General features: G+C 69.4%; 14 protein-coding genes. All 14 read right to left on the bottom strand.

Annotated elements, in window-relative coordinates; translation table 11 throughout:
* Nucleotides 1-82: 82 nt before the first annotated feature.
* The 14 genes from LWW89_RS09615 to LWW89_RS09550 all read right to left on the bottom strand — a co-directional run bounded on the left by LWW89_RS09615 (nucleotide 83) and on the right by LWW89_RS09550 (nucleotide 15221).
* Nucleotides 83-706 carry a NapC/NirT family cytochrome c gene (locus LWW89_RS09615; RefSeq protein ID WP_293263763.1) on the bottom strand — a complete coding sequence of 208 codons (624 nt, stop codon included), beginning with the start codon at nucleotides 704-706 and terminating at the stop codon, nucleotides 83-85.
* A gap of 147 nt (nucleotides 707-853) precedes the next feature.
* A complete protein-coding gene (locus LWW89_RS09610; protein ID WP_293263762.1) occupies nucleotides 854-2551 on the bottom strand; it encodes a cytochrome D1 domain-containing protein in 1698 nt (565 codons plus the stop codon).
* A gap of 558 nt (nucleotides 2552-3109) precedes the next feature.
* Nucleotides 3110-4723, bottom strand: coding sequence for a rhodanese-like domain-containing protein (locus LWW89_RS09605; protein ID WP_293263761.1), 1614 nt, complete (start codon nucleotides 4721-4723; stop codon nucleotides 3110-3112).
* A gap of 7 nt (nucleotides 4724-4730) precedes the next feature.
* The gene (locus tag LWW89_RS09600) at nucleotides 4731-5336 is read right to left on the bottom strand and encodes a cysteine dioxygenase (RefSeq protein ID WP_293263760.1); all 606 of its coding nucleotides are present in this window, start codon (nucleotides 5334-5336) and stop codon (nucleotides 4731-4733) included.
* Between the two features lie 61 nt (nucleotides 5337-5397).
* Nucleotides 5398-6501 carry a 2-dehydropantoate 2-reductase gene (locus LWW89_RS09595; protein WP_293263759.1) on the bottom strand — a complete coding sequence of 368 codons (1104 nt, stop codon included), beginning with the start codon at nucleotides 6499-6501 and terminating at the stop codon, nucleotides 5398-5400.
* Nucleotides 6491-7258: a class II aldolase/adducin family protein gene (locus tag LWW89_RS09590; RefSeq protein ID WP_293263758.1), complete on the bottom strand. Its 768-nt coding sequence runs from the start codon at nucleotides 7256-7258 to the stop codon at nucleotides 6491-6493. Before LWW89_RS09590 ends, LWW89_RS09595 begins: the two co-directional genes overlap by 11 nt.
* A 23-nt stretch (nucleotides 7259-7281) precedes the next feature.
* Entirely contained in the window at nucleotides 7282-7752 is a 471-nt protein-coding gene (locus LWW89_RS09585) for a hypothetical protein (protein ID WP_293263757.1), read from the bottom strand.
* Between the two features lie 14 nt (nucleotides 7753-7766).
* Complete coding sequence (locus LWW89_RS09580; protein ID WP_293263756.1) at nucleotides 7767-8783, bottom strand: tripartite tricarboxylate transporter substrate binding protein; 1017 nt, start codon at nucleotides 8781-8783, stop codon at nucleotides 7767-7769.
* Between the two features lie 59 nt (nucleotides 8784-8842).
* Entirely contained in the window at nucleotides 8843-9592 is a 750-nt protein-coding gene (locus tag LWW89_RS09575) for an enoyl-CoA hydratase-related protein (protein WP_293263755.1), read from the bottom strand.
* A 45-nt stretch (nucleotides 9593-9637) separates the two neighbouring features.
* Nucleotides 9638-10615, bottom strand: coding sequence for a hypothetical protein (locus LWW89_RS09570; protein WP_293263754.1), 978 nt, complete (start codon nucleotides 10613-10615; stop codon nucleotides 9638-9640).
* A 2-nt stretch (nucleotides 10616-10617) separates the two neighbouring features.
* The gene (locus LWW89_RS09565) at nucleotides 10618-11622 is read right to left on the bottom strand and encodes a tripartite tricarboxylate transporter substrate binding protein (RefSeq protein WP_293263753.1); all 1005 of its coding nucleotides are present in this window, start codon (nucleotides 11620-11622) and stop codon (nucleotides 10618-10620) included.
* A 122-nt stretch (nucleotides 11623-11744) separates the two neighbouring features.
* Nucleotides 11745-13139: a hypothetical protein gene (locus tag LWW89_RS09560; RefSeq protein ID WP_293263752.1), complete on the bottom strand. Its 1395-nt coding sequence runs from the start codon at nucleotides 13137-13139 to the stop codon at nucleotides 11745-11747.
* Between the two features lie 72 nt (nucleotides 13140-13211).
* Nucleotides 13212-14714: a tripartite tricarboxylate transporter permease gene (locus LWW89_RS09555; RefSeq protein WP_293263751.1), complete on the bottom strand. Its 1503-nt coding sequence runs from the start codon at nucleotides 14712-14714 to the stop codon at nucleotides 13212-13214.
* A gap of 9 nt (nucleotides 14715-14723) precedes the next feature.
* Nucleotides 14724-15221, bottom strand: a complete 498-nt coding sequence (locus LWW89_RS09550) for a tripartite tricarboxylate transporter TctB family protein (RefSeq protein ID WP_293263750.1) — start codon at nucleotides 15219-15221, stop codon at nucleotides 14724-14726.
* Between the last annotated feature and the right edge of the window lie 223 nt (nucleotides 15222-15444).

Here is a 15444-nt window from a genome sequence, read left to right as displayed (position 1 = left end):
GTGGCGAAAACGTGTCGGGGTCGGGGCCGGGGTGGCGGACGGTCCCCGGGCATCCTGGACGCCCGGGGCTGGCGGACGATGCTTACTCGTCGTCCTCGTCGGTCATGTCCTTGGGTTTGTGGTGGGCGATGCCCTTGTGGCAGTCGATGCAGGTGCCGCCGTCCTGCTGGGCCAGCTCGTGCTGCTTGCGCGCGCGCTGCTTCTGGGAATCGGCGTTCATGCCCTGGAAGCTGTGGCAGTTGCGGCATTCGCGGGAATCGCTCTTCTTCATGCGTTCCCACTCGTGGCGGGCCAGCTCCAGGCGCTTGGCCTCGAACTTTTCCTTGGTGTCGATGGTGCCCACCAGCTTGCCGTAGACCTCTTTGGAGGCCTGGATCTTGCGCAGCACCTTGTAGGTCCACTCCTTGGGCACGTGGCAGTCCGGGCAGGTAGCGCGAACGCCGGTGCGGTTGGTGTAGTGGATGGTCTGCTTGTATTCCTGGTAGACGTTGTCCTTCATCTCGTGGCACGAGATGCAGAACTCCAGCTTGTTGGTCGCCTCCATGGCGGTGTTGAAGCCGCCCCAGAGGATGATGCCGGAGACGACGCCGACGGAAAGCAGGGCGAGCACCGAATACTTGGCGCTGGGTTTGCAAAGGCAGCCGCAAAGGCGGCGGAACAGGCCCTCCCGGGGGGCCGGGGATTGATCGGGAGTGTGTTCGGGCATGGCGATCCCACCTGAGCCCGCCGGGTTCTGCGCCCGGCCGGGCGGAATTCTGGAGAGGGCGGCGGGCGAATCCGCCGCCGGTCCGGTACGGCACCGCACGGCCTCCCGGGCCGCGACGGGCGCCCGGGAGGCCGATGCGCGCGGCGCTTAGTACACGTCGTGCTGGGTGTTGAGGATGTTGAACTTGCCGGTGGGGGTGATCATCTTCGGATCGGTGATCACCTTCTTCACGGTCAGGGTCTTGTCGTCATACACCACGATGGCCGACTGGTCGGCCTTGCCGCCCCACAGGGAGATCCACACCTCGGTGCCGTCGGCGCTGTACTCGGGATGCACGGCGCGGCGGATGGCCTTGGTTTCCGGCAGGCCGGAGTCCTTGGCCACGTTGAGGATCTTGGTCGGCTTGGACAGGTCGCTGATGTTCCACACCGCCACCGACTCGGCCACTTCCCGTTCCGGGTTCTGCGGCGCGTCGGCCCACAGGTGCTTGGACTTGGGATGGGTCTTGACGAACAGGTTGCCGGAGCCGGTGTTCTTGACCTCCTGCACCACCTTCCAGGCGTTGGCCTTGTGCTTGGCCGGGTCGGTGCCGATCAGGGAGATCACGTCGGCGCCCAGGTGGCCGGTGGCCCACACCGGACCGAACTGGGGATGGACGAAGTTGGCGCCGCGACCCGGGTGGGGGATCTTGGCCGTGGGCACCAGGGCCGCCAGCTTGCCTTCCTTGGTATCGACCACCGCCACCTTGTTGGAGGCGTTGGCGGCCACCAGGAAGTAGCGCTTGGACGCATCCCAGCCGCCGTCGTGCAGGAACTTGGCGGACTCGATGGTGGTTTCCTTGAGGTTGTTGATGTCGGAGTAATCCACCAGCTTGATCTGGCCGGTCTCCTTGATGTTCACCACCCACTCGGGCTTGGTCATGGAGGCGACGATGGAAGCCACGCGGGGTTCCGGGTGGTACTCGCCGTCCACGGTCATGCCGCGGGTGCTGACGATCTTGATCGGCTTGAGGGTGGCGCCGTCCATGATGGCGTACTGGGGCGGCCAGTAGCCGCCGGCGATGGCGTACTTGTCCTCGAAGCCCTTGAACTTGGAGGTATCCACCGAACGGGCGTCGTAGGCCACCTTGACCTCGGCCACCACTGCCGGCTTCTCCATCCACAGGTCGATCAGGGACAGACGACCGTCGCGGCCGATCACATACACGTAACGGCCGGAGGCGGAAACACGGGAGATGTGCACCGCATAGCCGGTCTTGACGATGCTGCTGATTTCCTTGGTGTCGCCGTCGATCAGCGCCACCTCGCCGGTGTCGCGCAGGGTGACCGACATGACCTTCTGCAGATTCAGCTTGTTCATCTGCTTCTTGGGCCGCTGGTCCACCGGAACAATCAGCTTCCAGGTCGCCTCCATGTCCTTCATGGAGAACTCCGGCGGCACGTCCGGAGTGGTCTGGATGTAGCGGGCCATCAGGTTGATCTCATCCTTGGACAGGATGTCGTCGAAGTTCACCATGCCGCCCTCGGTGCCGTAGGAGATGATCTTCTCCAGACGGCCGGTGCCGAGCTTGGTGGTGCCCCCTTCCTGATTGGAGCCGTCGGGCAGCTTCTTGGTCCAGTGCGGCTCAAGGTTCTTGCCCGTGGCGCCCTTGCGCAGCACGCCGTGGCAGCCGGCGCAGCGCTCGAAGTAAATCTTCTTGGCCTGTTCCTTCTCGGCCGCAGTCAGTTCCGGCCCGGCGGAGCCGGATGCCTGGGCAAGGGCATTGCCCACGGCGAACGGCAGGGCCGCCAGGGCGAATGCCCCCCCGATTACCCAGTGGCGCTTGCTAATGGTCTTCTTGGTCATGGTTCTCACTCTCCTGAAAAGGGGGACACGAACCTGACCGGCGCCAAGGCGCACGGGACCGGCCCCGCGGAGAGTGGGCTGCCGTGAAGGACCACGGCATACCCAGGTGTCGCTGCCACGCACAGCCTCGCCCGTGAGCGAACTGCTGCGCCAACCGATCAACAACCCGATGTGGCGACGGCTCCGAACCTCCCCTTCGGAACGACCGGCTCAAGAGCTCCCGACCCCTATTACCTGGGAGCAGGCCTTGCCGGATTCATATCCACCGCGGGAAGGAAGGTACCCTTGCCACCAGCGGGGCAACTTTGACAAAACTTAAAAATCCCCTAACGGGACAAAGCCTTATCGCCAGCACGGGTAACGCCGTCGTAATAAATCCGGCCCGCCGCCGGCCGCCAAAACGGTGCGCAAAAACGGCCTTCGGAAAACGACGACACCCCGGCGCCTTGGGGCGTCCGGGGTGTTTTTTGCAGCACGTCAGATAACGGTCAGAAGCCCTATTCAGGCGCCGATTTTTCCCCGCCGACGGCCCTCATCGGCAGGGTGGGCGGCAAGGACCTAAATCACCCTGAAACCGTGGGTTCCGTCGCGGCCGAGCTGGGCCACCAGGCCGAATTCCCAATCCAGGTAGCCCTGCATCGCCTCCCGGGGGTTGTCGGTACCCTCGTAGGGGCGCCGGTAACGGTCGATGGGTTCCGAAGCTAGATGCTCCTCGCCGCCGACGGTGGGATTGCCGGCGGCGGCCCAGGCCGGGGTGCCGCCGGCCAGCACGGCCACCTCGCCCTCCACCAGGGCCGCCAGCTCCGCCGCCGCCAGGCGGGCCAGGCCGTCGTCCAGGGTGCCGTCGCCGGCCACCACGTAGCGGGCGGCGGCCGGCAGCCTGGCCACGGCGGCGGCCAGATCGGAACGCAACGCGAACCAGGCCCCCGGCACGTGGGCGCGGCGGTAGACGATGCCGGGGGACACATCCACCACCACCGCCCTGGCCGGGGTGGCGAGCCAGTCGGCCAGGGCCGCCGGCGTCACGGCGGCAACTTCGGGCAGGGCCGGCAGGGGCGCCTGCCACGGGCCGCGTTCGCTGAAGGAGGCCGGCGGCACGCCGTCGAGCACCGCCACCTCCCAGCCCATCTGGGCCAGCCAGGAAGCGCTCATGTTGGCCCGGGCGCCGTCGTCGTCCACCAGCACCAGGCGGGCGCCGCGCACCGGGGCCACCATTTCGGTCTCCTGCACCAGTTGGCCACCCGGAGTGGAACGGAAGCCCGGCAGGTGGCCGGCGGCGTATTCCTCCGGAGTACGCACGTCGAACAGGTAGGTGGTGCGGCCGGTCTCGCCGCGCCAGCGTTCCAGGTCGGCCGGAGAAGCGCGGGCCACCCCGGCCCGGTCGGCCACCCGGCGGGCCCGGGTGGCCGCCTCGTCCCGGGCGGCGCCGGACACGGCGGGGAAGCGCCGGCCCTGGCCCTTGTCCAGGGTCTGGCCGGCCAGGGTCCAGCCGATGGTGCCGTTGCGCAGGGCCGCCACCGGGTTGGGGATGCCGGCATTTACCAGGGACTGGGTGCCGATGATGCTGCGGGTGCGGCCGGCACAATTGACGATCACCCGGGTCTCGGGCCGGGGCGCCAGGGTGGGCACCCGCAGCACCAGCTCGGCCCCGGGCACGCTGGTGGCGGTGGGGATGCTCATGGTCTGGTACTCGTCGAAGCGGCGGGCATCCACGATCACCACGTCGGCTCCGGCGTCGATCAGGGCCTGGACCTCCTCGGCGGCCAGGGACGGCGTGTGGCGCTCGGCCTCCACCAGCTCGCCAAAGGCCTTGCTCGGCACGTTCACGTCGCGGAACACCTCGCCGCCGGCGGCCACCCAGCCAGCCAGCCCGTCGGCAAACAGGGCCACGTTCGAATAGCCCAGGGCGATCAGGCGCCGGGCGGCGGTGTCGGCCGGGCCGCCCGGCGCGCCGTCGTCGTCGAGCACGGCGATGGCCACGTCGCGCCGGGGCAGCTTGGCGTAGGCATCCAGCTCGATGCGCGCCAACGGCAGGTTGGCGGCGAACAGGGGATGGGCCTGGGCGTGAGGATCTTCCTCGCGCACGTCGAGGAGCGCGATCTCGCGCTTTTCCAGCAGGGCAGCGCGCACCTCGGCGTAGGTGCGCACGGGCAGGGCAGGCTGAATACTCATCGGCGCATCAACTCCACAAATTGGGGACGAGGGCGCTGGCGTACCCGGAGACGAAGGACTTGGCCGCCCCAGTGGCCGGGTCGAAGACGTGGCGGTCGATGCGGCCGATGTTGCCGCCATAGACGTGGATGCTGATCGACGCCTGGTCGGCCAGGTCGTTGGCCACCTCATGCACGTCGCCTATGCGGGGCGACACGGCGGTCACCTGGCCGGGCAGCAGCACGCTGGAACCGCTCACGACGAAAGAGCCGTCGGCCTGGCGCACGTAGTCGGTGGCCCGTTCCCGGCCGCGCAGGCCGCCCACCAGGCCCCACACGGTGTGGTCGTGCACCGGGGTCTTCTGCCCCGGCCCCCAGACGAAGCTGACCACCGAGAAGCGGTCGAAGGGGTCGGCGTAGAGCAGGTACTGCTGGTAGTAGGTGGGATGGGGCGCGGCAAAGGCTTCGGGCAGCCAGTCGTCCTGGGCTACCAGGCGGGCGAGCAACTGGCCCCCCTCTTCCAGGATGCGCGGCTCGGCTGGATTGGCGTGGAGCAGGGCCGACAGGCCCCGCACGAAGGTGAGCAGTTTTTGATTGGGTTGGTTGGTTTGGCTCGCTTGGTTGGACTGGCTCATGGCGTTCTCGGACAAAGGCAGGAAGGGAAATGGGGGCGAAGAGGGATAAGGGGAAACGAGGTCAGTCCTGGGCCTCCCGCTCCGCCTGGAGGCGGAGGGAAAGCAGGCCGGCGGCGGCATTGAGGGTTTCCAGGTGGGGCACCGGCACGCCGGCCAGGCCGGCCAGTTCCACCACCGCGCCGACCAGGGGTGCCACCTCCAGGGGACGGCCGGCGAGCAGGTCCTGGAGCATGGAGGTGCGCACCACGCCCCGGGCGCCCACCGCGGCGCTGCGCGCCAGGCGGGCCGCCGGGTCGGCCCCGGGGCCATGGCCGGCGCCGTAGGCCCGGGCCACGTTGCGCACCTCGGTCATGGCCGCCAGGATCAGCGCCTGGGTCGGCGGGTAACCGCACAGGGAGGCCATGTCGGCCCGGGTCAGGGCGCTCAGGGGATTGAGCACGGCGTTGCCGAGCAGCTTGTCCCACACCGCGTCGCGCAGCCGGTCGGTCACCTCCGGCGGCAGGCCGGCGGCGGAGAAGGCTTCGGCCACCGCCAGCAACTCCGGGTCCGGAACCCCGCCGGCAAAGCCCCCGGGACGGCCAAGGACGAAACGGTCGCCGGCGGCGCGCACCGCCCGCACCTGATGCCCGGCCAGGCGCTCCATGGACTTGTGCACCACGCAGCCGATCACCCGCGCCACGGGCAGGGCCGCCGCCAGATTCCCCCCCGGGTCGGCAGCCTGGACGGCGCGGCCGTTGTGGGGGCCGGCCTCGCCCTGGAAATACCACCAGGGGATGCCGTTCTGGGGCAGCAGCAGTTGGGTGCGGGGACCGATCCAGGGCAGCAGGTCGGGCAGGGCGTCGGACAGTTGGTGGGCCTTGAGGGCGGCGATCAGCACGTCCGGCGCCTCGTCCGGGGCCGGCGGTTCGCTCACCGAGCGCACCGCCACCTCGGGGGCCAGGGCGTGCTCGCCCTCCTCGTCCACCGCCACGGCGGCCAGGGGGCGGCCGGGGCGCACCGCCAGGATGACGTCCTGGCCGGACAGGCCCAGCCGGGCCGCCATGTACAGGCCCACGGCGCCGCCGCCGATGACGGCGAAGCGCAACCGCCCGTTGGATGCGGCACTGACGGGGTGGGCGACGTGGGCAACGGGTGCGGCACGGTGGGATTTCGGATCAGTCGGCATAGCCTGGCAACTCCCGGTCGAGACGGCGCAGCAAGGCGGCCCATTCCCGCCTGCCGCTGGGGAAGAACTCAGCTGTACGACCGTAGATCGCCCGGGCCTGTTCCACGGTGCGCGCCACCACCTCGGGCGGCGGCTGGCGCAGGGGGACCCCGGCGGACTGGGCGGCGAGCTGGAAGCGGCAGGCCCGCTCCAGCCGCCAGATGCGCGAGAAGGCTTCGGCCATGGTGCGCCCCACGGCCAGGGTGCCGTGGTTGCGCAGGATGAGCAGGGACCGGTCGCCCATATTGGCGAGCAGGGTGGCCCGCTCGGCCTCGTCGAGCACCACGCCATGGAAGTCGTGGTAGGCCACCTGGCCGTAGACCATCAGCCCCATCTGGGTCAGGGGCAGCAGGCCGGCCTCCTGGCAGGACACCGCCACCCCTTCCCGGGTGTGCAGGTGCACCACTGCCTCGGCCTCGGCGACGTTGCCGTGGATGGCGCCGTGGATGACCACGCCGGCCGGGTTGAGGTCCCCGGCGCCGCCCACCACGCGGCCGTCCAGGTCAACCTCCAGGATCGACGAGGCGGTCACCTCCTCGAACAGCAGGCCCAGGGGATTGATCATGTAGCGGTCGTGACGGCCCGGCACCCGGATCGACAGGTGGGTGGCGAGCAGGTCGGTCCAGCCGAGCAGGGCCACCAGGCGGCAGGCGGCGGCCAGGTCGACGCGGGCAGCCTGGAGGGCGTCCGGAGCGGACGGGATGAGGGATGCGGTCATGAATAAGAAACGATCGGGAACGATCAGGAACGAAGCGTTGCAGTGAGGCGCTTGGGATGGCGCAGCAGGTCCAGGGCGTCGAGGATGGAGGTGCACACCAGGTCGGCCTTGGCCAGGGTGGCGACCGCCCCGCCCTCGCGCTGGACCAGGCCGATGCCCAGGGCTGCGGCCTCGACCATGCGCCGGTCGTTGCGGCCGTTGCCGATGGCCGCCACCTTGTCGGCGCCCAGGCCGACGATGAAGGCCAGCTTGGTCTCGGCCTGGCCTTCGACCGGGGCGATGTGCAATTGCAGCGGCAGCCCGGCCAACTGCTCCCGAGCCAGGCCGAAGGTGTCGGCGGTGATGACGTGGATGGACAGGTCCGCCGCCAGGGCGGCCAGGGCCTCGGCCACGCCGGGCAGCAGGCGGCCATCCACCGCCAGGGTGCCGTTGTAGTCGAGGACCAGGTGCTCCAGGGCCAGGGGGCCGAAGCCGGGGATGTCGATGGCGATCATCGCGGCGGGCCGCCTCAGTCGAGCTTGGCGCCGGAGGCCTGCACCACCTTGCCCCACTTGCTGTAGTCCTCGCGGATCAGCTCGGCGAACTTCTCCGGCGAGGAGGACAGGGTGTCCAGGCCCTGGGCGGCCAGCTTCTCCTGCACCTCGGGCAGCCTGGCGATGCGCACCAGCTCGGCGTTGAGGCGCTTGACCACGTCCTTGGGGGTGGCCGCCGGCACCACCAGGCCGAACCAGGAGGCGGCCTCGTAGTGGCCCAGGCCCTGCTCGATGGCGGTGGGCACGTTGGGCAGCAGGGGGGAACGTTCGCGGCTGGAGATGGCCAGGGCCTTGATCTTGCCGGCCTTCACCTGGGGCGCCAGCACGGTCAGGGTGTCGAAGGCCAGGTCCACCTCGCCGCCGAGCAGGGCGGTCACCGCCGGAGCGCTGCCCTTGTAGGGCACGTGCAGCAGGTCGGTGCCGGTCTGGCTCTTGAACAGCTCGCCGGCCAGGTGGCAGATGGTGCCATTGCCGCAGGACGAGTAGGTGATCTTGCCCGGCTGGGCCTTGGCCCGGGCCACCAGTTCCTTGACGTTGGCCGCCGGCAGGCTGGCGCTGGCGCCGATCACGTAGGGCACCGAGGCGAGCAGGGACACCGGGGCGAAATCCTTGACCGGGTCGTAGGGCAGCTTCTTGTTCAGGTGGGGCAGCACGGTGAGCTGGCCGGCCGGGGCCAGGGACAGGGTGTAGCCGTCCGGCGCGGCCTTGGCGGCGGCCTCGGCGGCGATGGCGGTGCCGGCGCCCGGCTTGTTGTCCACCACCACCGGCTGCTTGAAGGCTTCCGACAGCTTCTCGGCGTAGAGGCGGCCCACCGCGTCGGCGGCGCCCCCCGGCGGGAAGGGCACGATCAGGCGGATCGGCTTGGCCGGCCAGGCGTCGGCCTGGGCGCTGTCCAGGGCGCCGGGCAGGAAAGGTGCGGCAAGCAGGCCGGCGACGGCGAAGGCCCGGACCAGGCGGGCGGCGAGGCGGTTGCCGAAAGCGGAAGAAGGCATGGGGTGTCTCCGGAAGACGAAAAAGGGGCGAAGAGGTGAAGGGGCGGGCCGGCCGGCGCTCAGTTGCCGATAAATTCCGGCGGGCGCTTGGCGAAGAAGGCGGCGATGCCCTCGTGGTAGTCGGCGGCGGTATTGACCGCCTCCACCTGGGCACGGCCGATGGCGGCGGCCTCCGAGGTGCCCTTGGGGATCACCTGGCCGACGAAGCGCTTGAGCATGGTCAGCACCAGGGGGGCGTTGGCGGCGATCTGGGCGGCCAGCTCCCGGGCGGCGGCCAGGTGCTCGCCGTTGGGCACCACCCGGTTCACCAGACCCACCTCGTAGGCCCGCTTGGCGTCGATGGAGCCGCCCACCAGCAGCAGCTCCATGGCCACCTTGTGGGGGATGCGGGCGGCCAGGGAACTGATCAGGCCGCCGCTGTAGCCGACCTTGGCCTCCGGGTAGGAGAGCACCGTGTTCTCGGCGGCCACCGCCAGGTCGGCGAACTGGACCAGGACCAGGCCGCCCCCCACCACCAGGCCGGCGGTGGCGGCGATGACCGGCTTTTCCACCGCCACGCCGACGCCGGGCACGGCGCGCCAGAAGTCGTGGGGGATGTCCTTCAGGTCGGCGCCGGCGGTGAAGGCCTTGTCGCCGGCCCCGGCCAGGATGGCGACCTTGTCGTCGCTGGCGTTGAAGCGGTGCCAGGCGGCATTCAGGCCGGCCACCACCTCGTGGGTGAGGATGTTGTATTTCTCGGCGCGGTTGATGGTGATCTCGGCGATGCCGTCGCGGGATTCGTAGGTGACGAGGGAGGAAAGGGAGGACATGGGGCGTTCTTTCGTGGATCGGTGTCAGGTTCAGTGAAGGGCGGATCAGTCCGCCGTGCCCAGTTGCGCGCGGCGCAGGGCCTCGGCGACGGCCTTGGCCCGATCGGACTCGGCACGCAGGCGGGGGATGTCAGCCAGGTCGAGCCGGGCCGGGTTGCTGTAGTCGAGCTTCCAGGACGGGTCGGCGCTCCATCGGAGGGGCGACTGGACCGTGGTACGCGGCGCCGGTGCCTGCTCCAGCAGTTGCAGGGCCAGTTCCAGGGTGTAGTCCTGGGACTGCGGATCGCCGGGCCGGCCGGCCCCGTTGCCCAGGGGAAAGTCGCTGAACAAGAGGCGCGGCACGCCGCAGTGCTCGACGATGTCCTTGGCGCAGCCGAGCAGCACCGTGGCGATGCCGTTGGCCTCCAGGTGGCGGGCCACCAGGCTCAGGGTCTGGTGGCAGACCGGGCAGTTGGGCACCAGCAGGGCCGCATCCACCCCATCCTCGCGGCAGCGGGCCAGGATCTCCGGGGCATCCACCGCCAGGGTGTGGCGCTGGCTGCGGTTGGTCGGCGCCCCGTGGAAGCGCGCCGCCAGGGGGCCGATGCGACCGTGCGCCGCCAGCCGACGCAGGGCCGGCAGGGGGAACCAGGTGCCGCTGTCGGCCATGCTGGTGTGGGTGCGGTCGATGGCGACGTGGGCGATGCGCAGGTCGTGATCCCTGGCCGTATCGCCGGAATAGACCCGGTAGAACTTGGCTGCGGCGTTGTAGGGCGCGCCAGGCCCCTGGGGGCCCTTGTCCGCCTGGTAGGGCGCCGCCGTGGTGATCAGGGTCAGGCGGCTTTCGGCCAGGGGCTTGGCCAAGGGCTGGAACGGCACCTCGTCGTAGTGAGCCCAGACATAGGGGTTGGCGTAGCCCAGGGCCAGGTAGTAGTCCCGGGTGCGCTCCAGGTAGGGCACGGGCCGGTCGAACTCGGGGGTGAAATCGGTCTCGGCGGCCGCATTGGCAGTCCTGGCCGCGGCGGGTTGGAGTGCGCTCGCCATGGTCAGTCGAAGGTGGCGCCGGAGGCCTTCACCACCTGGCCGTACTTGGCGTAGTCGGCCTTGATGCGCTGGGCGAACTGCTCCGGGGTGGTGGTCCACGGTTCCAGCCCCTGGGCCGCCAGGCTTTCCTTGACGCCGGGCTGACGGGCGATGGCGCCCACCTCGGCGTTGAGACGGGCGACGATCTCCTTGGGCGTGGCGGCGGGAGCGGCCAGGCCGAACCAGGACACCACCTCGAAGTCCGGGTAGCCGGCCTCGGCCACGGTAGGCACGTTGGGCAGCAGGGACGAACGCTCGCGGCTGGCGATGGCGATGCCCTTGACCTTGCCGGCCTTGATCTGGGGCGCCAGCACGGTGAGGGTGTCGAAAGACAGGTTCACGTCGCCGGAGAGCAGGGCCGCCACCGCCGGGGCGCTGCCCTTGAAGGGCACGTGCAGCAAGTCGGCGCCGGTGGCCAGGCGGAAGTTCTCGCCGGCCAGGTGGATGATGGTGCCGCTGCCGCTGGACGAATAGCTCACCTGACCGGGTTTGGCCTTGGCCAGGGCCACCACCTCCTTGACGCTGTGTACCGGCACCGTGCCGTTGGCGGCGATCACCACGGCGGTGGAGGCGAGCAGGGACACCGGGGCGAAGCTGGCGAAGGGGTCGAAGCGCAGGGTCTTGCTCAGGTGCGGCAGCACGGTGAGCTGTCCGGTGGGCACCAGAGACAGGGTGTAGCCGTCGGCCGGGGCCTTGGCCACGAACTCGGCGGCAATGGCCGTTCCGGCGCCGGGCTTGTTGTCCACCACCACCGGCTGCTTGAGCCGCTCGGAGAGCTTGTCGGCGTAGAGGCGGGCCACCGCGTCGGCGGCGCCCCCCGGCGGATAGGGCACCACCAGCTTGATCGGCTTGGCCGGCCAGGCGTCGGCCTGGGCGACGGGGGACAGGGCCAGGCCGGTGGCGGCGGCGAGTGCCGGAACGAAGGCCGCCAGGGCTTTCAGGGCCGTGGCAAAGCGGGATTTGGACATAGGGTGGTTTCTCTCGGAAATTCGGGATGCAGGATTCGAGGTGCGGGCCGTGGCGCAGTGGTGGCCGGGGCGGAGAGAGAAGGCTTCTGCCCTCCCCTGCCCTATGCGCACAGATTCCGGACTCAGGCGGCCTTGGGCACCACCTCGATCAGCTTGGTCTTCTGCCCCGAGCGGGGCAGGCTGCCGAAGGGCAACACGGTCACCACCGGGCGGAAGGTGAGCAGTTCGCGGATGCGCTGCTCGATGGACTTGGCCAGGGCCGGCCATTCGGCCTGGGGGGTGTCCGGGCCGGCTTCCACCGCCAGTTGCAGGGGCGGCTCGACCCGGGGCGGCGGTGCGTCGAGGCGGATGCGCAGCTCGCCGGAGACCTTGGGCTGGAACTGGCCGACCACGTTCTGGATGGCGGCGGGATAGACCTTGACCCCCTTGATGGCGAGCATGTCGTCGGCCCGGCCGATGATCTCCATGCGCACGCCGAAGTGGCCGCAGCCCGGGCATTCGCCCACGTGCAGGCGCAGGATGTCGCCGGTGGCGTTGCGAAACGAGGGGGCTGCCTCGTATTCCAGGGCGGTGTGGATGGCCTCGCCCACGGCGCCGTCCCTGATCTCGATGGGCTGCTTGGTCGCCGGGTCCACCAGGTCGTAGCGGAAGCAGTAGTCGTCGGCCAGGTAGTGCATGCCGTGGTAGTGCTCGCTGGCGCAGGAGATGGTGCCGTTGTGCCAGGCCCCGCCGGTGGCGTCGAACACCTGGGCGCCGAAGTGCTCGCGCACCCGCTGGCGGAAGGCCGGCAGGCCGGCGCCGGGCTCGCCGGAGCAATAGATGATCTCGATGCCCAGGGCCCCCACCGGCTTGCCCAGTTCTTGGGGCGCCCGCTCGATCAACTGGTTGACCATGGAGGGGGTGGCGAACAGCACCCGGGGCCGGGTCAGTTCGATGTAGCGCAGGATCTTCGGCACGCCGCCCTCGGCCCCCACCGCCACGGGGCGGGCGCCGTAGGCTTCCAGGGCCTGGATGTAGGTGATGCCGGCCAGCCACAGGGACAGGCCGAAGGCGTGGAAGGTGGTGTCGCCGGGGCGGATGCCGGCGAACTGGAACATGCGCCCGAGTACCTTGTAGGTGATGTCCAGGTCCTTGCGGCTGAACACGTAGAAGGTCGGGGTGCCGGTGGTGCCGGAGGTGGCCGCCAGGTGGATGGCGTTTTCCGGCGCCGTGGTCAGGTGCAGGCCCAGGGGATGGCCGTAGCGGGCCAGGGAGGCGTCCTGGGAATCCCGGTGGCGCACCTTGTCCAGAAAGGCGGGCAGGCGGCGGAAGTCGTCCAGGGTCTTGATGTCGTCGGGGGAGGTAACGCCGGCCTCGATGAAGCGCTGGCGGAAGTAGTCCTCGTTGCCCCACACGTAGCGGATCTGGCGTTGCAGCTTCTGCCAGCGGATGTTGTCCAGTTCGGCCAGGTATTCGCCGGGGTCGCGGGTGGCGATGCCGAGGTAGTTGGGGCTGGCGTGGCGGTGGGTGGTACTCATGAAAATCTCGTCGAAAGTCGGGCAGTGAAAATCGGTGAATAGGCGGAAGGGGAGCGGACCGGCAACGGCGGCTCAGTCCTCCTGGAAGGCCACGTCCCGGGTGCGGCGCACGTTGGGCAGCACCAGGATCACCACCAGGGCGGCGGTGGCGAGCAGCAGGCCCAGGCTCAAGGGCCGGGTGAAGAACACGGTGGCGTCGCCCCGGGCGAGCAGCAGGGCGCGGCGCAGGTTCTCTTCCATCAGGGGGCCGAGGACGAAGCCGAGCAGCAGGGGCGCCGGCTCGCAGCGCAGCTTGATGAACAGGTAGCCGAGCAGGCCGAAGGCCACGGTGAAGGCCACTTCCAGGGCGCTGCTGTTGACGCTGTACACGCCGACGCAGCAGAACAGCAGGATGGCCGGATAGAGCAGCCGGTACGGCACCTTGAGCAGGCGCACCCACAGGCCGATCAGGGGCAGGTTGAGCAGCACCAGCAGGCCGTTGCCGATCCACATGCTGGCGATCAGGCCCCAGAACAGCTCGGGCCGCTCGGTCATCACCTGGGGGCCGGGGACGATGCCGTGGATCATCATGGCGCCTACCATCAGGGCCATCACCGCGTTGGGCGGAATGCCCAGGGTGAGCAGGGGGATGAACGAAGTCTGGGCGCCGGCGTTGTTGGCCGACTCCGGCGCCGCCACCCCTTCGATGGCGCCCTGGCCGAAGCGGGAGGGGTCTTTGGCTAGCTTCTTTTCCAGGGTGTAGGCGGCGAACGAACTGAGGATGGCGCCGCCCCCGGGCAGCACGCCGAGCAGGGAGCCGAGGAAGGTGCCGCGCAGCACCGGCTTCCAGGTGGCGCGGAAGTCGTCCCGGCTCGGCCAAACGCCGCCCACGGTGGTGGCGAAGATGTCGCGCCTCTCGCCTTTTTCCAGGTTGGCGATGATCTCGGCGATGCCGAACAGGCCCATGGAAACCACGACGAAGCCGAAGCCGTCGGACAGTTCGGGAATGCCGAAGGAAAAGCGCTCGGCGCCGGAATTGACGTCGGTGCCCACCAGGCCCAGCAGCAGGCCGAGCACGGTCATGGCGATGGCCTTGATGAGGGAGCCGTTGGCCAGCACGATGGCCGCCACCAGCCCCAGCACCATCAGCGAGAAATATTCCGCCGGGCCGAACTTGAGGGCCAGGGCCGACAGGGGCGCCGCCAGCACGGCGATGGCCACGGTGGCCACGGTGCCGGCGAAGAACGACCCCAGGGCGGCCACCCCCAGGGCGGCTCCGGCCCGGCCCTTGCGGGCCATGGCGTAACCGTCCAGGCAGGTCACCACCGACGAGGACTCGCCAGGCAAGTTCACCAGGATCGCCGAGGTGGAGCCGCCGTACTGGGCGCCGTAGTAGATGCCGGCGAGCATGATCAGCGCCGACAGGGGCTGGAGCCCGTAGGTGATGGGCAGCAGCATGGCGATGGTGGCCACCGGCCCCAGGCCGGGCAGCACACCGATCAGGGTGCCCAGGGTGACCCCGACGAAGCAGTAGCCCAGGTTGGCGACGGTGAAGGCGGCGTCGAAGCCCAGACCCAGGTTGGCAAGCAGGTCCATCGCCGCGCCTCAGGCCAGCAGGCCGGCGGGCAGCACCGCCACCGGCAGCACTTCGAAGGGCAGCCCCAGGCCGTAGAAGAACACCCCCACGGCAAAGGCCGCCAGGCCGGCAGCCAGGACCGCCACCTCGCGCCAGCGGGTCTCGTGGTGGGCGATGCCGCTCACCACCACCAGGGCCACGGTGGCCAGCACCAGGCCCAGGGCGTTCACCGTCAAGGCAAAGAGCAGCACGCCGACGGCCACCAGCAGCACCGGCTTGAACGAAACCCCTTCGACCCGGCCGTCGTCGGCCCCTTCGCCGTCCGGCACCACACGCAGGGCGGCCAGGGCAATGGCCAGGCCGAGCAGGGCCAGCAGGCCGCCCAGGAGCAGGGGGAAATACCCCGGCCCCATGCGCATGGCGGTGCCCAGCGGATAGCGCAGGGCACCGCCGGCGGCGGCCACCCCGAAGGCGATGAACAGGCTGCCGGCGATGAAGTCCCGCCGGCGCAAAATGTGCAGATGCATGGCAAATCCCTGTCTGATTCAAGACGGACAATCGTCCGCAACGCCAGGAAATTAACAGGGGTGACCATGCCGGCACAAAGAAGCAATCTTTATTTTTCTAGCAGCTTTTCTGATAAACGAACAAAAACCCTCATAAAAGAAATTTATTTTCTTTTCAAAAAATCGAATAAGCCGACAATCCTTTGAATTTAAATAAACAAAAAGGCGCAACGATGGGCGCCTT

The sequence above is a fragment of the Oryzomicrobium sp. genome (genome assembly GCF_021287045.1).
Classification (GTDB): Bacteria; Pseudomonadota; Gammaproteobacteria; order Burkholderiales; family Rhodocyclaceae; genus Oryzomicrobium.
Note: the sequence above shows the minus strand (reverse complement) of the source record. Positions and strands in the feature narration are given on the sequence as shown.